18 protein-coding genes are annotated in these 18,897 nt (G+C 66.9%); 11 read left to right on the top strand and 7 right to left on the bottom strand.

Annotated elements, in window-relative coordinates; genetic code table 11:
• Nucleotides 1-7 precede the first annotated feature (7 nt).
• Together HEQ16_16850 and HEQ16_16845 are read right to left on the bottom strand one after the other, a co-directional pair.
• Nucleotides 8-1,345 (bottom strand): cytosine deaminase, encoded by a 1,338-nt coding sequence (locus HEQ16_16850; GenBank protein MCO4055679.1) that lies wholly within the window; start codon nt 1,343-1,345, stop codon nt 8-10.
• Nucleotides 1,346-1,581: 236 nt separating this feature from the next.
• Nucleotides 1,582-2,616, bottom strand: a complete 1,035-nt coding sequence (locus HEQ16_16845; GenBank protein MCO4055678.1) for an ABC transporter substrate-binding protein — start codon at nt 2,614-2,616, stop codon at nt 1,582-1,584.
• A gap of 121 nt (nt 2,617-2,737) precedes the next feature.
• Between HEQ16_16845 and HEQ16_16840 the strand changes: the two genes are divergently transcribed.
• Both HEQ16_16840 and HEQ16_16835 read left to right on the top strand, forming a co-directional pair.
• Entirely contained in the window at nt 2,738-3,181 is a 444-nt protein-coding gene (locus HEQ16_16840; GenBank protein ID MCO4055677.1) for a RidA family protein, read from the top strand.
• Between the two features lie 8 nt (nt 3,182-3,189).
• Nucleotides 3,190-4,074, top strand: coding sequence for a sugar kinase (locus tag HEQ16_16835; GenBank protein ID MCO4055676.1), 885 nt, complete (start codon nt 3,190-3,192; stop codon nt 4,072-4,074).
• A gap of 4 nt (nt 4,075-4,078) precedes the next feature.
• Here the strand turns inward: HEQ16_16835 and HEQ16_16830 are convergent, their stop codons facing one another.
• Nucleotides 4,079-5,665: a glucan biosynthesis protein G gene (locus tag HEQ16_16830; protein MCO4055675.1), complete on the bottom strand. Its 1,587-nt coding sequence runs from the start codon at nt 5,663-5,665 to the stop codon at nt 4,079-4,081.
• Nucleotides 5,666-6,342: 677 nt separating this feature from the next.
• Here HEQ16_16830 and HEQ16_16825 point away from each other — a divergent pair.
• The 3 genes from HEQ16_16825 to HEQ16_16815 all read left to right on the top strand — a co-directional run bounded on the left by HEQ16_16825 (nt 6,343) and on the right by HEQ16_16815 (nt 9,719).
• Complete coding sequence (locus HEQ16_16825) at nt 6,343-7,488, top strand: type III PLP-dependent enzyme (GenBank protein ID MCO4055674.1); 1,146 nt, start codon at nt 6,343-6,345, stop codon at nt 7,486-7,488.
• 125 nt (nt 7,489-7,613) lie between these two features.
• Nucleotides 7,614-8,150, top strand: coding sequence for an N-acetyltransferase (locus HEQ16_16820; protein MCO4055673.1), 537 nt, complete (start codon nt 7,614-7,616; stop codon nt 8,148-8,150).
• Nucleotides 8,151-8,288: 138 nt separating this feature from the next.
• On the top strand, nt 8,289-9,719 hold the full coding sequence (locus HEQ16_16815) for a homospermidine synthase (GenBank protein MCO4055672.1): 1,431 nt from the start codon (nt 8,289-8,291) through the stop codon (nt 9,717-9,719).
• 69 nt (nt 9,720-9,788) lie between these two features.
• Here HEQ16_16815 and HEQ16_16810 read toward each other — a convergent pair whose 3' ends face one another.
• Both HEQ16_16810 and HEQ16_16805 read right to left on the bottom strand, forming a co-directional pair.
• Nucleotides 9,789-10,094: a hypothetical protein gene (locus HEQ16_16810; protein ID MCO4055671.1), complete on the bottom strand. Its 306-nt coding sequence runs from the start codon at nt 10,092-10,094 to the stop codon at nt 9,789-9,791.
• A gap of 95 nt (nt 10,095-10,189) precedes the next feature.
• Nucleotides 10,190-11,098, bottom strand: coding sequence for a hypothetical protein (locus HEQ16_16805; GenBank protein ID MCO4055670.1), 909 nt, complete (start codon nt 11,096-11,098; stop codon nt 10,190-10,192).
• A gap of 325 nt (nt 11,099-11,423) precedes the next feature.
• Here HEQ16_16805 and HEQ16_16800 point away from each other — a divergent pair, with 325 nt between their 5' ends.
• From HEQ16_16800 to HEQ16_16790, 3 genes are all read left to right on the top strand, one after another.
• Nucleotides 11,424-12,452, top strand: a complete 1,029-nt coding sequence (locus tag HEQ16_16800; GenBank protein MCO4055669.1) for a flagellar motor protein MotA — start codon at nt 11,424-11,426, stop codon at nt 12,450-12,452.
• A 3-nt stretch (nt 12,453-12,455) separates the two neighbouring features.
• A complete protein-coding gene (locus tag HEQ16_16795) occupies nt 12,456-13,481 on the top strand; it encodes a peptidoglycan -binding protein (GenBank protein ID MCO4055668.1) in 1,026 nt (341 codons plus the stop codon).
• Nucleotides 13,482-13,604: 123 nt separating this feature from the next.
• The gene (locus HEQ16_16790; GenBank protein MCO4055667.1) at nt 13,605-14,489 is read left to right on the top strand and encodes a DMT family transporter; all 885 of its coding nucleotides are present in this window, start codon (nt 13,605-13,607) and stop codon (nt 14,487-14,489) included.
• A gap of 6 nt (nt 14,490-14,495) precedes the next feature.
• On the opposite strand, the gene HEQ16_16785 is transcribed toward HEQ16_16790, so the two are convergent.
• A complete protein-coding gene (locus tag HEQ16_16785; GenBank protein ID MCO4055666.1) occupies nt 14,496-15,653 on the bottom strand; it encodes a PLP-dependent transferase in 1,158 nt (385 codons plus the stop codon).
• A 73-nt stretch (nt 15,654-15,726) separates the two neighbouring features.
• Nucleotides 15,727-16,983, bottom strand: coding sequence for an aspartate kinase (locus HEQ16_16780; GenBank protein ID MCO4055665.1), 1,257 nt, complete (start codon nt 16,981-16,983; stop codon nt 15,727-15,729).
• 136 nt (nt 16,984-17,119) lie between these two features.
• Here HEQ16_16780 and ubiG point away from each other — a divergent pair, with 136 nt between their 5' ends.
• The 3 genes from ubiG (at nt 17,120) to sdhD (ending at nt 18,896) form a co-directional block, all read left to right on the top strand.
• Complete coding sequence (ubiG, locus tag HEQ16_16775) at nt 17,120-17,869, top strand: bifunctional 2-polyprenyl-6-hydroxyphenol methylase/3-demethylubiquinol 3-O-methyltransferase UbiG (protein MCO4055664.1); 750 nt, start codon at nt 17,120-17,122, stop codon at nt 17,867-17,869.
• 202 nt (nt 17,870-18,071) lie between these two features.
• Nucleotides 18,072-18,458, top strand: a complete 387-nt coding sequence (gene sdhC, locus HEQ16_16770) for a succinate dehydrogenase, cytochrome b556 subunit (GenBank protein ID MCO4055663.1) — start codon at nt 18,072-18,074, stop codon at nt 18,456-18,458.
• 45 nt (nt 18,459-18,503) lie between these two features.
• Complete coding sequence (gene sdhD, locus HEQ16_16765; GenBank protein ID MCO4055662.1) at nt 18,504-18,896, top strand: succinate dehydrogenase, hydrophobic membrane anchor protein; 393 nt, start codon at nt 18,504-18,506, stop codon at nt 18,894-18,896.
• Nucleotide 18,897: the final 1 nt, after the last annotated feature.

Here is an 18,897-nt window from a genome sequence, read left to right as displayed (position 1 = left end):
GTCTTCCTCAGCGGTTCATCAGATGATCGAGTTCGGCATAGGCGGGCAGCGTCGTGTCGATGGCCTTTCCGGCCAGCAGCACCGTGCGGTCGCTGTGCGGGCGGGAGAGCAGTTCCGTCATTGATCTGGCCCGCGTCAGGACAAGGTCGGCGGGCCTGCCGATGGCGATCGGGTTTGCCAGTTGCGCGCCGCCGTCAAGGCGCGTCACGGAGGCCGGGGTCACTGTGACGGCGCGCAGCCAGTCCGTATCGCCATGGTCGAGCTGGATCATGCGCGTGGCTTCGCGGTAGACCTCGATCATGTCGAGGTCGCCATAGGCATAGAAGGGGTCGCGCGTGTTGTCCGAGGCCACCATGACCTCGACTCCGGCCGCCTTGAGCTCGTGCAGCAGCGTCACGCCACGCCAGCGCGGGGTGCGACCCGCCTGCCTGTCCTGCAGATACATGTTGCACATGGGCAGCGACACGACCGCGATGCCGGCGCGGGCGAGCTTGTCGATGACGCGCGCCTCGGCCTGCGGCATCTGCAGCGCCAGCGAGCAGCAATGCCCGCACAGGATGCGCCCCTGGAAGCCGAGCGCGAGAGCGGTGTCGGCGATCACCTCCAGCGACAGAGCGGCGGGATCATTGGTTTCGTCCACGTGGAAATCAAGATCGAAGCCATTGTCGATCGCGGCGCGAAACAGGACATCGAGGCCGGGCTCGAGGTTGGGGCTCATGTAGGTGACGGCGCCGAGAATGCCCGAGCCATGCGCCTTCACCGCCTCGACGACCGCCTCGACATGGGAGGCGCTGACGGCATGGTCGATGCCGAAAAGGGGCGAGGCCTGCAAGGCGATGCGGCCAGCCCATTCGGCGCGCAGCTCGGCGAAGACGGGCCAGGAGATGCCGATCTGCGGGCCGACGGAATCGAGATGTGTGCGGATCGCGCCGGTGCCATGGGCCAGGGCGCAGCGCAGGGCGAAGTCCATGCGCGCGCGCACATCGGCCGCGTTCCAGTTGGCCTCGCGGTCGGCGGTCACATTGCTCAGGGCGCCCAGGAAGGTGCCGTCCGGGTTGCGGCGGCGCGGCCAGATGTGGCCCTTGTCGAGATGGGTATGCGCCTCGGTGAAGCGCGGAAACACCATCCCGCCGCCCAGGTCCAGTATCGGGAGCGCGCTGCCGCCTGCATCCGCGCCAGCCGGCAGGACCGAGGCGATCGTGCCGTTCTCCACCCTGATGTCGACGCGGCAGAGGCCGTCGCGGTCCGCTGCCAGAGCGGGTGCGTCCACGAGGCACAGCGCCACGGTCGCATCGGCGAGGGTGTAGGCGGGCGTTGCTGGCGGCGCGGCGAAACCGGGGTTCATGAGAGGGGCAACTTCAAGCAGACAGGTGAGGAAGGGGCGAACAGATCGTGGGGAAGCAAGACAGGCCGAGGCGGGGCTGCCTGATGGCTGGCACGCGGCGGCGCCCCTTCAAATCAGATGATAGGTGAAAATCGACACTCCCGCAGGACTGCCGCAGCCGCCAGCCTCCGCCATGCACAACTTCTTGAGGTGTGCAGCCAGGGATGACTGTGGGCCATCACCGTTGTCGATCCTGATCAGCCCCTGGGTCTGAGATTCAAGCCGACGCCCTTGTTGGTGAAGGCGAGGGTGTAGCTCCTGGCGTAATCCAGCCCGGCCGGCGCCACGCCCGCCTTCACCATCTTGTCGAAGAAGCTTTTCATCCGGGCGTCTGTCATGGCGCCGATGCCGACCTTCAGCGAATCGCCGGAATCGACGATGCCGTGCTCCTTCATCAGGCGGATGCCGGCCGCGATCTTGTCGTCGGTCATGTCGGGGTTGGCGGCCTTGATCGCGGCGTTCGCGGCTGCGTTGTCACCGTAGATGTAGTTGTACCAGCCGATCACGCTGGCATCGACGAAGCGCTGGGTGATGTCGGCCTTGCCCGCGACGACATCGGCGCGCGTCTCGATTGTGGTGGAGTAGGTGTCGAACCCCTCATCCGCGAGCAGGAAGACCTTCGGCTTGAAGCCGGCTTCCTTCTCGATCGCGTAGGGCTCGGAGGTGATGTAGCCCTGCATGGCCGATTTCTTGTTGGCCAGGAAGGGCGCGGCGTTGAAGGTGTAGGGCCTGACCTGCTCGTCGCGGAAACCGAACTCCGCCTTCATCCACTGGAAGAAGGACTCCTGTCCTTGCTTGGAGAGCATGAGGTTGTTGCAGGCTTTCAGATCGAGAAAACGCTCATAGCCCTGGCCCGGGTGGGCGATCAGGCACTGCGGCTCCTTCTGGAAGATCGAGGCGATGACGACCGTGGGGACATTCTCCTTCACGGCCAGCAGGGACTGGATCATGTTGGCGCCCATGTAATAGTCGAGGCGGCCGGTCAGCAGCATCAGCCGGCCGTTGGTCTGCGGCCCGCCCATGACGATCTCGACATCGAGCCCGTAGCGGGCATAGGTGCCGTCCACTACGGCCTGATAGAAGCCGCCATGCTCGGCCTGGGCCAGCCAGTTGGTGCCGAAGCGCACCTTTTCGCGCGCCTGCGCGCGCGATCCCGAGCCAAGCGCGAGGGAGGATGCGCCCGCCGCGGCGAGCGCGAGCGCGGAGCGGCGGGTGAGGTTTCGGGCGGTCATTCGCATGCTCCTGTCGGTCCGCTGGACATGGTGTGTTCTGGCCGTGCCTATCTATGCGCTTGCCGAAGGATAGCACACCGTGATTTCTGTCGCAGCCAGACGGACTGACACGGACCCCGCCATGAGCAAACCCGACCCCGCGCCGACCAACAGGGCCCGCACCCCGGCGGCGCTGCGCGCGCCCTTCGCGCGCTACTCACACGCCATGGAGGTCCAGGCCGGCAGCCGCATGCTGTTCGCCTCCGGCCAGCTCGGCGTACACCCCGACGACAGCATTCCCGAGAGCGCAGAGGCGCAGGCTGACCTGTGCTTCGCCAATATCGGGGCCATCCTCGCCGATGCGGGGTTCACGCTGGCCGACATCGTGCGGATCAACGCCTATGTCACCGATCGCGCCCATATGGCGGGCTACATGGCGTCCCGCGACCGGCATGTGGCGTCGCCGCCGCCGGCCTCGACGCTGATGATCGTTTCGGGCTTCACGCGGACCGAGTTCAAGGTCGAGATCGAAATCATCGCCGCGCGCAAGGCACGCCGGCTCAAGACGGCGCGCACCGGGGGTTGAGACGCATCATGGAAGCCTTGTTCATCGGCCAGACCTACATCGACATCGTGTTCCTGGCCGACACGATCCCTATTGGCGACGACAAGGCCGTGGCCAAGGATTACGCCGTGTCCTTCGGCGGCAACGCCGTCACCGCGGCCTTCTGCTGCGCCAAGCTCGGCGTCAAGCCCGACCTTCTCTCATCGCTCGCCGATGACTGGCTCGGCCGCATGTTCCTCGACATGGCGGCGCGCTACGGCATCCCCGTGCATGGCCGGAAGGTGAAGGAAAGCTCGCTCTCCTTCATCATGCCGCATGACGGCAAGCGCGCGATCCTGCGCTGCCGCGACGACGACTATCTCCACCCCTTCCAGCAGCTCAACCTCAATGGCTGCCGCGGCCTGCATCTCGACGGCCACCAGCCCGATGCGGCGCTGCATTATGCCAGGGCCTGCCGGGAGGCGGGCGTGCTGACCTCGCTCGATGGCGGGGGCGTGCGCTCCAACACGCCGGAATTGCTCCAGTTCATCGATGTGGCCGTGGTCTCCGAGCGCATGTGCGAGCAGATGCAGCTGGGGCCGGTCGAGATGCTGGAGCATCTCAAGAGCAAGGGCTGCACCATCGGCGGGGTCACCCTCGGGGAGAAGGGCCTGGTCTGGTATGACGAGACCGGACAGGGCCGCCACCACCAGGCGCTGCCTGTGCCGTCGGCGAAGGTTATCGACACCAACGGCGCGGGCGATGTCTTCCACGGCGCCTACATGTATTCCTATCTGGCGCGCCCCGAGGCCGGCTGGGACAGCCATTTCCGTTTCGCGCGCGCCGCCTCCGCCCACAAGATCCAGCATCTGGGCAACGAGGCCGGGTTGCCGGCGCTGGGCGACATCGAGGCGATGATGCGGCTTGCAGCGTGACCCCTCACTCGGCTGGCCAGGGATAGGTCCAGGTCTCGGTCAGCGCCTTCTGGCCGCTGCGCAGGAAGGCGCGCAGATCGCCTGACTGGCCCGGCTCCATCACCACGTCGATGAAGGCGCGAAAGCCGCCCACCTTGGGGTTGGGGATCACGAAGGCGCGGTTGATGCGGCCGGCGGTGACGCTCGGCACGATCTCGACCTTGTCGGGCTCCTGCATGTGGTAGGCGAGTTCGCCCCCTGCGAAGTCCACGATGAAGCGGCGCGCGCCCGGCGTCACGGCCTCGCCCGAGCCCAGCGCCTTGGGCCGCGCCTGATATGTGTTCACCGCCCGGCCGCCGGGATGCAGCGCCTCGTCATCGCCCAGCGAGGAGAGGCGGTAGCGGATGACATGCTCGCGGCCGGGCTGCAGCGGCACGCGAGGCGCCCACAGCGCCACGATGTTGTCGTTGGTCTCGTCGGTGGTGGGCAGCTCGATGAGCTCGACATGGCCCTCGCCCCATTCGCCCTGCGGCTCGACCCAGTAGGAGGGGCGCAGCTCGTAATTGAGATCGAGATCCTGATAATGCTCGAAGACGCGGTCGCGCTGCATCAGGCCGAAGCCGCGCGGGTTGCGCTCGACAAAGGCGGAGACGGCCTGCTCCTTCGGGTTGCGCAAGGGACGCCAGATCCATTCGCCAGTGCCCGAATGGATGAGCAGCCCATCCGAATCATGCAGCTCCGAGCGATAATCGTCGAAGAAGCGCCGGTCGTTCTCGCCGGTGAAGAACATGGATGTGAGCGGGGCGAGCCCGAGCTTCTGGATCTCGCGGCGCGGAAACAGGTGCGCGGTGACCGCCATGACGCTGGCGCGGCCCGGAAACAGCAGGAACTGGTAGGCCCCCGCGATGGAGGGCGAATCCAGCAGGGCATGGATCACCACGCGGTCCGCCTCGGGGCCTGGCGTCTCGATCCAGAACTCGCGGAAATAGGGGAACTCCTCGCCGTCGCGCACGCCGGCGCCGATGCTCAGCCCGCGCGCCGAGAGTCCATATTTCTGGCCCCTTCCGAGCAGCCGGAAATAGCTCGCGCCGATGAACGAGACGAGTTCATCGTGGATGCGCGGATCGTTGAGGGGAAAATGGATGCGGAAACCGGCGAAGCCGAGATTGACCGGCAAGGGCTTGTCGAAGCGGGTCTTGCCGTAGTCGAACAGGTTGGGCGCGTAGGGGATCGGGGTCGCCAGCCCGTCGCGCACCGTATTGATGGTGACGGGCCGGTTGAACAGGAAGCCCAGGTGGAACAGGTGCATCCTGTAGCGCGAGGGTGTGTTGGCGAAGAAGGCGCGCTCGGTGCGGAAGCGGATGTCGCGCCACTGGTCGAAGTCGAGGCGCAGAAGCTGCTCGGGAAGCTGGATCGGCTGCGCCTCATAGGCCAGCGCCGACACCTCGCGGGCGCGGCGCACCACATCCTCGAAGCCGAATCGGGGCGGCGGCGGCGGCAAGGCTGCCGGCGGCGGGGCCGGCTGCTGCGCCATCAGCGCCCCTGGCGCGGCGCTGCCCGCGAGCGCGAATCCTAGCCCTGCGAGAACGGCGCGGCGAGTGCACTTGCTCATGGCGAAAACAGACCCGAAACCTGCCGTCAGCCCGCCTGGCGCACGGATGCCGACCGGCTGACATTATCTTGCTAGGCTCCGCACTTAGCCAGTGCAATGCGTCCGGTCTAGGGCCGCTTTCCGTGTTTCGTCGCCAGGAGCGTTCCCGGCGCGAAACAAGGTGCAGAAAACACTTGTGGGTGGGAGGGGTTTTCCCTATATGAACCTTGCCCAATTTCGCACGTGCCTGTGGCCGCGTGCTGGTTGGTGGGCATGCGTGGGAAACTTCGCACAGCCGCCTGAGGTCCGGAGTGAGGTTGAGGGGGATGGATATCCCTTCGAGGCGCAACTCCCGGATTGGATGCCGAGCGATCGGCCTTCGATCTGAACCTCGACACAAACCAGCAGCCGGAGGCGAAACCGGCGAACCCCATCCTCCATGGGGGACGCAGCTTAAAGCAACGACGGAACGGGCTTTTTTGGTCTTTTGCCGCCTCCTCCAAAGGGGCGGTGCGGGAAACCGAAGAGGCTTGTCCATCTTGCCCGGCGTGCGGAGGGTTACTCCCTTCAAACAATGGCAATCCCCGACCGGCTCGAGCCGGTCCGCAAGCGTCTCCACAGCGCTGCGGATCGCTTCGTCGTCGGTCAGCTCATTGGTTTGCTCTGTCGCATGGCCTGCGACGGGAAGGGAGTCTGCCGTGACCGATCGTATCCGTGAATTCCTCCGCACCCGCCGCGACGATGGCCCCTGCGTGGTCGTCGATCTCGAAGTCGTGCGCGACAATTACTTCGCCTTTGCCCGCGCGCTGCCGGACACGCGCGTATTCTATGCCGTGAAGGCGAACCCGGCGCCCGAACTGCTGCACCTTCTGGCCAAGCTCGGCTCCTGCTTCGACTGCGCCTCCGTGGCGGAAATCGAGATGGGCCTGGCGGCCGGCGCGACGGCTGACCGCATCTCCTTCGGCAACACCATCAAGAAGGAGCGCGACATCGCCCGCGCGCTGGAGCTCGGCGTTCGTCTCTTCGCTGTCGATTGCGAGGCCGAGGTCGAGAAGATCGGCCGCGCCAAGCTCGCCACCGGCGCCAAGGGCGTGAAGGTTTTCTGCCGCATCCTGTGCGACGGCGCCGGTGCTGAATGGCCGCTGTCGCGCAAGTTCGGCTGCGTGCCCGAAATGGCCACCGACGTTCTCGAGCATGCGCATCGCCGCGGGCTCGATGCGTACGGCGTGTCGTTCCATGTCGGCTCGCAGCAGGGCAACGTGAACTCGTGGGACGGCGCGCTGGCTTCGGCCTCGGCGATCTTCAGCGAATGCGCGCTGCGCGGCATCAACCTGTCGATGGTCAACCTTGGCGGCGGCTTTCCGACCAAGTACCTGAAGGACGTTCCGGGCGTGCCGCGTTATGGCGACGCGATCTTCCGGGCGCTCTCCAAGCACTTCGGCAACCAGCTGCCCGAAACGATCATCGAGCCGGGTCGCGGCATGGTCGGCAATGCCGGCATCATCGAGGCCGAGGTCGTGCTCATTTCCAGGAAGAGCGAAACCGACACGGCGCGCTGGGTCTATCTCGACATCGGCAAGTTCGGCGGCCTCGCCGAGACGATGGACGAGTCGATCCGCTATGCGATCCGCACCGGGCATGACGGCTCGGAGATGGGTCCTTGCGTGCTCGCCGGCCCGACCTGCGATTCGGCCGATGTGATGTACGAGAAGACCCCGTACATGCTGCCCTTCTCGCTGGAGATCGGCGACAAGGTGCTGATCGAGGGCACGGGCGCCTACACCACGACCTATTCGGCCGTGGCGTTCAACGGCTTCCCGCCGCTGAAGCAGTACACGATCTGACCGATCGACCGGCGGGGCCGCGATGGCCCCGCCACCCTTCCACCAAAGTTCAGCATTCGTGGGCCGCGCGCCCTTTCGCGCGGAGCTGGCGCCGTCCGATTCGGCAAGCCGGCAAAGGAGTCGCCATGATCCAGATCCGTGACGAGATCGCCGCAGACCTGCCCGCGCGGGAAGCGCTGCTCGACGCAGCGTTCGGCGATACGCGATTCGAGAAGACATCCGAGCGGCTGCGCGAAGGGCGCCGCGCTGCGCGGGGCCTTTCGCTGTCGGCCGACCATGCGGGCGAAGTGGTCGGCACTGTGCGGCTGTGGAACGTTTCGGCCGGCACGGCGGGCGATGGCCTGCTGCTCGGGCCGCTCGCGGTCGACGCCGGCCAACGCAATCTCGGCATCGGCGCCAAGCTGATGCGCGAGGCCCTGTGGCGCGTGGCAAGGTCGGGTCACAGCTTCATCCTGCTCGTGGGGGACGCCCCCTATTACGAGCGCTTCGGCTTCAGGGCGGCTCCGGCCGGGCTTGATCTGCCTGGGCCGGTGGACCGCGCCCGCTTCCTCTCCTTCGAGGTCACGCCCGGGGCGCTGATGTGCGCCGAGGGCCTGGTCGTGGCCACGGGTGAAAGGATCGATCGACGTCGCATCCAGCCTGGCCTGCGGCTGGCGGCCTGACGGCGGCGCAGCTTCGAAAAGGCGTTGACGCGCCAAAATGATTGGCGTTTGAACGCGGCATGAAGGCAAGCGGCCCGCCCTTGCGGCGGGCCTTTCATCGAGTGCAATCAGCGCCCCGCGCGCCTCAGGAGACCGACCATGACGAGCTGGCCAGTCCATGCCACCATTACCGGCCCGATCGTGATGATCGGCTTCGGCTCCATCGGCAAGGGCACGCTGCCGCTCATCGAGCGGCACTTCGCCTATGACAAGAGCCGCTTCACCGTGGTGGACCCGGATGCCAGCGACCGCGCGCTGCTCGACGAGCGCCAGATCGGCTTCGTGCAGCAGGCCGTGACGCGGGAGAACTACCGTGAGCTGCTCACGCCGCTGCTCACCAAGGGCGGCGGGCAGGGCTTCTGCGTGAACCTCTCGGTGGACACCTCCTCGCTGGACCTCATCGAGTTCTGCCGGGAGATTGGCGTGCTCTACATCGACACGGTCGTTGAGCCCTGGCCGGGCTTCTACTTCGACAATGCAGGCGGGAACGCCGCGCGCACCAATTATGCGCTGCGCGAGACCGTTCTCGCCGCGCGGCGCGGGGCTCCGGGAGGCGCCACTGCCGTCTCGTGCTGCGGTGCCAATCCAGGCATGGTAAGCTGGTTCGTCAAGCAGGCGCTGGTCAATCTTGCGGGCGATCTGGGCCTTGCCTTCACCGAACCGACGAGCCGGGCCGAATGGGGCGCGCTGATGCGGCGCGTCGGGGTCAAGGGCATCCACATCGCCGAGCGCGACACCCAGCGGGCGAAGCATCCCAAGCCTATGAACGTGTTCGTCAATACCTGGTCGGTGGAGGGCTTCCTCTCCGAGGGCATGCAGCCGGCCGAACTGGGCTGGGGCACGCACGAGGCCTGGATGCCGGCCAACGGCAAGACGCATGATGCCGGCTGCGGCGCTGCGATCTATCTCGATCAGCCCGGAGCCAACACGCGCGTGCGCTCCTGGTGCCCGACCCCGGGGCCGCAGTACGGCTTTCTGGTCACGCACAACGAGTCGATCTCGATCGCCGACTACTTCACGGTAAGCGAGGGCGGCAAGGCCGTGTATCGGCCGACCTGCCATTATGCCTATCACCCGGCCAATGACGCCGTGCTCTCGCTGCACGAAATGTTCGGCAATGGCGGCACGATGCAGACCGAGCACCATATCCTGGGCGAGAGCGAAATCGTCGACGGCATCGACGAGCTCGGCGTGCTGCTCTACGGCCACGGCAAGAACGCCTACTGGTATGGCTCGCAGCTTTCGGTCGAGGAAACGCGCGCTCTCGCGCCTTACCAGAACGCCACGGGCCTGCAGGTGACCTCGGCGGTTCTGGCCGGGATGGTCTGGGCGCTCGAGAACCCGTCAGCCGGCATCGTCGAGGCGGATGAGATGGATCACCGCCGCTGCCTCGAAGTGCAGCTGCCTTATCTTGGGCCGGTGAAGGGCTATTACACCGACTGGAACCCGCTCAAGGATCGCTCCAGCCTGTTCCCCGAGGACATCGACACGGCCGATCCCTGGCAGTTCCGCAACATCCTCGTGCGCTGAGACGGCGCGCGGGCCGGCTGCTCCCCACATCGTGCCGCGTCCGGATTTCCCGGACGCGGGGAGAATGGCTCAACGGCCGGCTGGGCCGTAGAAGCTGTTGGCGAAGGGGTTCTCGCCACTGAACGGGCCCGGCAGGGTGTCACGGCCATAAAAGCCGCCGATGTTGCCGATCGGCGTGGAGCCGATGCCATGCGCGGCGACGAGGTGGCGGTTGTAGTGGCCAACGGGTGCGACCTTGCCGGCATCGAGGAACGAACGCCCTTCCACGACCACGCGCAAGGGTTTGCGGCTCTGCGCCTCGGCCTGCGGGACGCCCGCGAGGGAAAGGACTGCGGCAGCGCAGAGGCTGGCGGCGATGACGGTGAGGCGGCGCATGTCGAACTCCGGACGCTGGAAGACCCAGCCGTTTTAACATGCCATGGTTAACGGAAAGGGCCGGGACGCCTCAAGCAAAAAGGGCGTGATCAGCCTCAGCCGCCGCGCCGGAGCGGAGGCGGCGCCTGGCCATCCTCGAGCCAGGTGGTGCGGCGCCCGGCCTGCTGCAGCTTGGGCAACATGCACGAAGCCTGCCGGTTGAGCTCCGCCTTGCTGAAATGGCCGCGCAGTTCGCGGGCTTCGCCGGCAGCCAGCAGGTTGAGCCTGTCGACAAGGCAAGTCAGGCGCTGGCGGTCGGCCGTCATGCCATCTTGGCCGCACAGCCAGCCATGGAAGCCGAAGGTGCGGTCCTCCGCAACATGGCGGAAGGCAAGGCAATGGCGGACATGCTGGCCCTGGCCCAGCATCACGTCGGCAGCCTCGATGGGCCCGAACTTGCTGGCCAGCGCGCGGGGCTGGGCGCTGCGCTCGACGGCCAGCCCGGCCTCGGCGGCGAGCCGGGTGAGGGCGAGATACTGGTTTGATGCAGGGGCGATGGGGTCCCGTTGCACGGCAAGACGGAGATGGACGGCCGGAGCCGAGAACTCTCCTGCCTGCAGCACATCCTCGCGCGCTGCCGAATTGCGGTCACGGCGCGCGCCGTGGCGGATCGGCTGGCCATCGAGATCGGGTATGCCGAGGCCGAAGGCGGCGATCGGGCGCACCACCTGCATCCAGTCCGGCAAGCCGCCCGGCACGGACCGCTGCGCGATGGTTCCGACATGAAGCGCCGCGGCCTGGCCGGGTGCGCTGGCTCGCGCTGCCGTGTCGAGCATGGCCGGCACCACGCTGGCGATCCAGCCGGCGCCGAGCACGCCAATCAGCGCCGCGCTGGTGCGCCAACCGATCTGGCCGACCGCAACCAGCAGCAGCAGCAGCACGCGCTGCAGCAGCCGGCCAAGCGCACGGCGAAGCTGGAGCAGGACGGAGACAGACGCGGAAGCGGACACGAGGCACCCTGACATGGCGGCGGGATCCGCGCGCGGAGGCGCTGATCCACGTCCGACGTTCAGGGCGCGCCGGTGACCGGGGCGTTACCGCGCCGGCGCTTTCGGCGATCAGGGTGAACGGGCGGTGAGCGGGCGTGGTTAATGCAAGGAACGGTTCGGGCGCCAAGAATTGGCCAGGCAGGGAACAGCAGGCAACTGTTGAGGCTTGATCCTTCAGCCGGGCTCAGCCAAGACTGTGCCTGACAGGTTCCGCATGCGTGCGCGCCTGCCAGCGACGGACGACACGCCATTGGTTGATGCGCCCGCAGCCGTGCGCCTCGGCCCGAACAGACGGGAAGCCATGTCTCTCACCACCACACCGGACAACGTCGCCCCCGCGGTTGAGCAGCGAATTTCGCGCCCGATCCGGTACATGGTGCGGATGGCGGTGTTTCTTGGGCTCGTCGGCTTCGGAGCCTTCATCCTCCAGCGGCCGATCATGTCGGCCTTCATGGCCAATCCCGGGCTCAACGGGCTCATCATCGGGTGCCTCGCCGTCGGCATCGTGGTGGCGTGGCGGGAAATGCTGCGCCTGCGCCGAGAGGCTGCATCCGGCGACGCCCTACGCGCCGGCGCTGCGGCCAACAAGGCGCGGCCGCTGCCGTTGCTCGCGCCGCTGGTGCCGGCGCTGCCTGCGCTGCGGCTTCGCGCGCTGACCGTGAGCCAGTCCGCCACCGTGCTCGAATCGATCGCGCTGCGTCTCGACGAGGGGCGCGACACGTTGCGCTACCTCGCCGGGCTTTTGGTCTTCCTCGGGCTGCTCGGCACCTTCTGGGGCCTGCTTGAAACCGTGAGCTCCATCGGCGGGGTGATCAACACACTGCGTGCCGGCGGGGAGGCCGGCGTGCTGTTCGAGGAGCTGAAGGCCGGGCTGTCGGCGCCGCTCGCGGGCATGGGCCTGTCGTTTTCGTCCTCGCTGTTCGGGGTGGCGGGCTCGCTCGTGCTGGGTTTCCTCGATCTGCAGGTAGGGCAGGCGCAGAGGCGCTTCCGCATGGACATCGAGGGCTGGCTGGTCAGCGGCCTCGGCAACGCGCAGCCCGAGGCCAGTCCGCCGGCCGCCGTCATGGCCATGGGCCCTGGCACGGCGGGGGCGCCCGAACTCGTCCAGCAGTTGCAGCGCACGGCCCAGGTGCTGTCTGACAATGCTGGCGGCGGCAAACAGGCGACGCAGGCCATGGCCAATCTGGCGGAGGGCATCCAGGGGCTGGTGCAGCACATGCGCTCCGAGCAGCAGCTCATCCGCGACTGGGTGGAGGCGCAGTCGGCGCGCGAGAAGGAGACCCGGCGCCTGCTGGAGCGTCTGCTCGCCGAGCGCACGAGGACCGACTGACCGATGTCCTTGTCACGCACCCGCAGGCGGGAAGGCGCCGATTACTGGCCCGGCTTTGTCGACGCGCTCTCGACGCTGGTCATCGCCATCGTCTTCATGCTCTCGGTGTTCGTGCTGGCGCAGTTCTTCATCGGCCAGGAGATCACCGGCAAGGACACCGCACTTCGCAGGCTTGAGAACCAGGTCATCGAGCTGACCGACCTTCTCTCCCTCGAGCGCAGCCAGAAGCGCTCCGCAGAGGAGAACCTCGCCTTGCTCCAGTCCACGCTCAATCAGGCGGAAGGCGAGCGCAGGCGCCTGCAGGGCCTGGCCGACAGCGGCGCTGGCGCAGCCGGAGCTGCGCAGAGCCGGGCGCAGCAGCTTCAAGGCGCGCTGGATGCCGAGCGGCAGCTGTCCCAGCGCGCGCAATCGGCCGTGGAACTTCTCAACCAGCAGATCAGCGCCATGCGCCGGCAGTTGGCCGCGCTTGAGGACGCGCTCTCGGCTTCCGAGGCGCGGGACACGGAGAGCCAGACCCGGATAGCCGATCTCGGCAGCCGGCTGAACATCGCGCTGGCCCAGCGGGTGCAGGAACTGGCGCGCTATCGCTCCGATTTCTTCGGGCGCATGCGGCAGATTCTCGGCAACCGGCCCGATATCCGCGTGGTCGGCGATCGCTTCGTCTTCCAGTCGGAAATCTTCTTCGATGCGGGCGCTGCGGCGCTGAAGCCCGAGGGGCAGGGCGAACTCGACAAGCTTGCCGCCGTGTTGAACGATATCGCCCGCGAAATCCCCCCCGACATTCCCTGGATCGTGCGCGTGGATGGCCATACCGATGTGCGGCCGATCCGCACGCCGCAATTCCCGTCGAACTGGCATCTTTCCACGGCACGCGCCGTCTCGGTGGTGGAATATCTCGCCACAAGAGGCCTGCCGGCCGAACGCCTCGCCGCAACGGGCTTTGGCGAATTCCAGCCGCTGGAGCTGGGGACCGGCGACGAGGCCTTCCGGCGCAATCGCCGCATCGAGTTCAAGATCACCGAGCGCTGAGGCGGGCTGGCGCAGTCTGATTGCGGGGCGCCCGCCTGCGCGACAGGCGCGGGACAAGCCCGGCCTGGACGGCTATAGCAGCAGCCAGCCTGTCGCAATGTCTGCTGCTTTTTCTGGACCTCGATGTCGCTTGACGCCCTTCTGGTGCGGTCCATGCCGCTGCTCTTCGTGCTCATCTGGTCCACGGGTTGGGTGGCGGCCGGCTATTCCGCTCCCCATGCCGATCCGCTCACCTTCCTGACCCTGCGCTTCGCCTGCGCCGCGCTTCTGCTGGGGGCGCTTTCGGTGATGCTCGGCGCGGACTGGCCAAAGGGCTGGCGGAACTGGCTGCATGCGCTGGTGACCGGCGCGCTGCTGCATGGCATCTATCTCGCCGGGGTCTGGTGGGCGGTGCGTCATGGCGTGCCTGCCGGCATTTCTGGACTGATCGCGGCGTTGCAGCCCATCCTCACGGCCGCCTTCTCGCCGTGGCTGATGCGCGAACGCATCTCGGCCCGGCGCTGGGCGGGGATCGGCGCGGGCTTCGTCGGCATCGCGCTCGTGCTTGCGCCCAAGCTGACAGGCGTGGCGCCTGGCGCGCTCTGGGCCGTGCTCCTGCCGCTCGGCGTCAACATCGTCGGCATGTTCGCGGTGACCTTCGGCAGCTTCTACCAGAAGCGCTTCCAGCAGAGCGGCGACCTGCGCAGCATGACGGCCGTGCAGTATCTGGGCGGGATCATCATCACCTTGCCGCTCGCCTTCGCCACCGAGAGCATGACGATCACCTGGAACCTCACCATGTGGCTGGTGCTGGCCTGGTCTGTGATCGGCCTGTCGCTGGGAGGTATCGGCCTTTACCTGCTGCTGATCCGGCGCGGCGAGGTCTCCCGCTCCGCGACCTTGATCTACCTCGTGCCCCCGGCCGTAGCGGTCGAGGCCTGGCTGCTCTTCGGCGAGACGCTGACAACGATCCAGATCATCGGCATGGCCATCGCCGTGCTCGGCGTGGTTCTGGCCAACCGCCGATAGCCGGCCTCAGCCGTGTGCGGCGCGAAGGCAGGCATCGAGATCGGCGAACATGTCATCCGTGTCCTCGATGCCGCATGAGAGGCGCAGCAGATCGGGCGGGCAGGGGGAGCCCGCGCCCTCGATCGAGGCGCGATGCTCGATCAGGCTTTCGACGCCGCCGAGCGAGGTGGCGCGCTTGAACAGCTTGACCCTTGCCGCGGTCGAAATGGCGGCGGCCTCGCCGCCTGCGACCTGCACGCTCATCATGTAGCCGAAGCCGCCGGCCATCTGCCGGGCGGCGACATCGTGGCCTGGATGCTGCGGCAGGCCCGGATAGAGCACGCGGGAGACATGGGGATGGGCTGACAGGCGCAAGGCGAGGTCCATGGCGGTCTTCGCCTGACGCTCGGCGCGCAGATGCAGCGTGCGCATGCCGCGCATCAGCAGGTAGGCCTCGAACGGGCCGAGAATGCCGCCCTGCATCTTGCGGATGGTCTTGATGCGCTGCCAGAAGGCGTCGTCCTCGCGCGCGGCGAGAGCGCCGGCCACCACGTCCGAATGGCCGTTGAGGATCTTCGTGGCCGCATGCATCACGACGTCGGCTCCAAGCAGCAGAGGCTGGGTGTGGACGGGCGAGGCGCAGGTCGAATCGACGGCCAGCCGCGCGCCGGCCGCATGGGCTATGCCGGCCGCTGCCGCGATGTCGGTGACGGTCCAGAGCGGATTCGAGGGCGTCTCGACCCAGACAAGCCTGGTCCTGCCAGGCTGGACCGCCGCCTTGAGCCGGGACAGGTCATCGGTCTCGCAGAAGGTGACGAGAAGGCCCCACCGAGCCGCCTCCGTCATGAGCCAGCTGCGCAGAGCCCAGTACATCACGCGCGGCGCGACGATGTGATCGCCCGGGTCCAACGCCTGGAAGACGGCCGTCGCTGCGGCCATGCCGCTGGAGAACAAAAGCGCGCCCGCCTTGGCTTGCTCCAGCATGGCGAGCACCGCCTCCGCCTCGCGGATGGTCTCGTTATCCGGCCGGCCATAGACGAAGCCGCTGGAATAGCCATTGTCCTCGTCGCGGATGAAGGTCGTGGCGACATGGATCGGCGGCACGACGGCGCGCGTCAGGGGATCGATCTTGCCGAGGGCCTGGGCGGCCAGCGTGCGCGGGGACCAGTTTGGCTTGTCTGTCATGACGTCACTTTCGCATGCGCTGGCCAGGCCGAGCCCGCCGGTTTTTGCACGCGGCTCATGCGGCCGGCGAAGATCATGCCGCGCTGGGCGCCGATGCCTGGTCCAGCCCGTAGAGCGTGTGCAGGGTGCGCACGGCAAGCTCGGTGTAGGCGGCGTCGATCAACACCGAGAACTTGATCTCGGAGGTGGTGATCGCCCGGATGTTGATGCCCTTGTCCGCCAGCGCGCGGAAGGCGCGGGCGGCTACGCCGGCATGGCTGCGCATGCCGATGCCGATGGCGGAGACCTTGACCACATCGGCGGCGCCCTGCAGCGCCTGATACTCGATCTGCCCGCGCTGGTTCTCGAGGATGGTGCGGGCGCGGTCGAAGTCCGCGGTCGGCACGGTGAAGGTGATGTCGGTGGTGGCCTGATCGTCCGAGACGACCTGGATGATCATGTCCACATTGATGTTGGCCTCGGCCAGCGGACCGAAGATGGAAGCGGCGACGCCGGGCTTGTCGGCCACGCGGCGCAACGTGATCTGCGCCTCGTCCTTGGAATAGGCAATGCCGGTGACGATCTGCTGCTCCACGATATCCTCCTCGTCGCAGATGAGAGTGCCCTGCTTCGGGTTTTCCGGGTCGTCGAAGGACGACCGCACATAGGTTGGCACGCGATGCACCATCGCGATCTCGACAGAGCGCACCTGAAGCACCTTCGAGCCGAGCGAGGCCATCTCGAGCATCTCCTCGAAGGAAACCTTGTCGAGCCGGGTCGCCTTGGCGACGATGCGCGGATCGGTGGTGTAGACCCCGTCAACATCCGTGTAGATGTCGCAGCGGCCCGCCTGCAGCGCGGCGGCCAGCGCCACGGCGGAGGTGTCCGAGCCGCCGCGGCCGAGCGTCACGATGCGCCCGCTTTCCTTGTGCACGCCCTGGAAGCCGGAGACGACCGCCACGGAGCGGTTCTCTGCGAAGCCCTTAAGGATGGCTGTGCCGTCCACATCCACGATGCGCGACGAGCCATGCGCATCCGACCCATGAAGCGGGATCTGCCAGCCCTGCCAGGACCGGGCCTTGATGCCCATGTCGTTGAGGACGATGGCGAGAAGCCCCGAGGTGACCTGCTCGCCTGCCGCCACTACGGTGTCGTACTCGGCCTGGTCGTAAAGCGCCGCCGCCTCCTTGCACCAGCCGACCAGTTCATTGGTCTTGCCCGACATGGCCGAGACGACGACGGCAACGTCATGGCCGGCCTCGACCTCGCGCTTCACATGGCGCGCGACATTCTTGATGCGCTCCACCGTGGCGACAGAGGTGCCGCCGAATTTCATGACAAGACGCGACATCCGTGTCTTCGCTTCCGTATCCGAGTTCCGGGCTGTCCGGGGCGACGCCTTGACGCTCGCCTTGTGCCACCGCAGGGGCGTATACATGCGCAATCGGCCGGCGCAAAGCCGGCACAGGCATGAAAGAGGGCGGCCTATGTCGAGGCAGGCAGCACAGGGCACCATCGATGCCGGCGAAGTGGAGCGCTTCGACGCGCTGGCGGAACGCTGGTGGGACCCGGAAGGGCCGATGAAGCCGCTGCACGGCATGAATCCGGTCAGGCTGCGCTTCATCCGGGAGCAGGCGCTCGCGCATTTCGGCCGCGACGGGCGCTGCGTCTCGCCCTTCGAGGGGCTCGATCTCGTGGATGTCGGCTGCGGCGGCGGCCTCCTGTCCGAGCCGATGGCGAGGCTCGGCGCCCGCGTCACCGGCCTTGACCCCGCGACGCGCAACATCGGCGTGGCGCGCGCCCATGCCGCCCGGATGGAGCTTGCCATCGATTATCGCGATCAGACGATCGAAAGCGTCGTCGAGGCTGGCGAGCGCTTCGACATGGTGATGGCGCTCGAGGTCATCGAGCACGTCGCGGATGCGCCCGCCTTCCTCGGCGCCCTGTCGAAGGCGGCGAAGCCGGGCGGGCTTGTGGTGATGTCCACGCTCAACCGCAGCCTGCGAGCTTTCGGCGCTGCGATCATCGGCGCGGAGTATGTGCTGCGCTGGCTGCCGCGCGGCACCCATGACTGGAACAAGTTCGTGCGGCCCGAGGAACTGGCGCAAGGGCTGGAACGCGCCGGGCTGCCCGTGCTGGAGATGCGCGGCATGGCGCCTGACCTGATGAACGGCGGCTGGCGGCTGTCGGGGGACATGGCTGTCAACTACATCGTCGCGGCCGCCAGGCCGCGCTGAGGTCGAAGCCATGCAGGGGGCATCCAGCGTCTCGCCAAGGATGGCGAACCGATTGAAATACGGCTTCCGCACCATGGTGACAAAATTTCATTTATGTAACACCTCGTTCTCATGTCGCATTGCGGCATGCGGGGCATTTGGGTAAGAGCACTCAATCCACACGTCGGAGCCGGGCGATCATGACCCGGGCAGGGGAATACGCATGGCGGAGCTTGGTCGGCCACTGTCGCCGCATCTGCAGATCTATCGCTGGTCCTGGACCATGGCGATGTCCGTCTTTCACAGGGTGACGGCCGTGGCGCTTTATGGCGGCACCCTGCTGCTCGCGCTCTGGCTCGTCGCCGCCGCTTCAGGGCCTGGTGCCTTCGACACGGCGCAATCCGTTGCCGGATCATGGCTGGGGCGGATCGTGCTTTTCGGCTACACTTGGGCGCTGATGCACCATATGCTCGGCGGCCTGCGCCATCTGGTCTGGGACACCGGCCATGGGTTCGATGCGGCCAATCGCATGAACATGGCGCGCTTCACCTTGTTCATATCCGTGCCGCTCACGATCCTGATCTGGATCGTGGCCTACGCGGTTCGCTGAGCGCCTGGCGCCGCCAACCCGAACACACAGACAAGGGCCAGCATCATGCAGTCCAAATCCACCATGCGCACGCCGCTCGGGCGGGTCCGCGGCCTCGGGTCCGCCAAGGCCGGAACCGGGCATTTCTGGATGCAGCGTCTGACGGCGACAGCCAATGCCGTCCTCGTCGTGGCCTTCGTGAGCATCCTGCTCATGATCACGGGCAAGCCCTATCAAGCGGTCATGGCCATCCTGTCGCATCCGGTGGCGGCGCTGCTGCTGCTGCTTTTCATCATCTCGGCGCTGATCCATATGAGGATCGGGATGCAGACCATCATCGAGGACTACGTCCACGTCGAAGGAGCCAAGATCCTCGCAGTGATCGCCAACACCTTCTTCGCGGTTGCGGTCGGGGCGGCCTGTGTCTTCTCGCTCCTCAAAATCGCCTTTGGAGGCTGAC

Origin of the sequence: Bosea sp. (in: a-proteobacteria) (genome assembly GCA_023910605.1) — a bacterium.
In the GTDB taxonomy this organism is placed as follows: domain Bacteria; phylum Pseudomonadota; class Alphaproteobacteria; order Rhizobiales; family Beijerinckiaceae; genus Allobosea.
The sequence above is the reverse complement of the archived record's forward strand: the minus strand, read 5'-3'. Positions and strand labels throughout refer to the sequence as shown.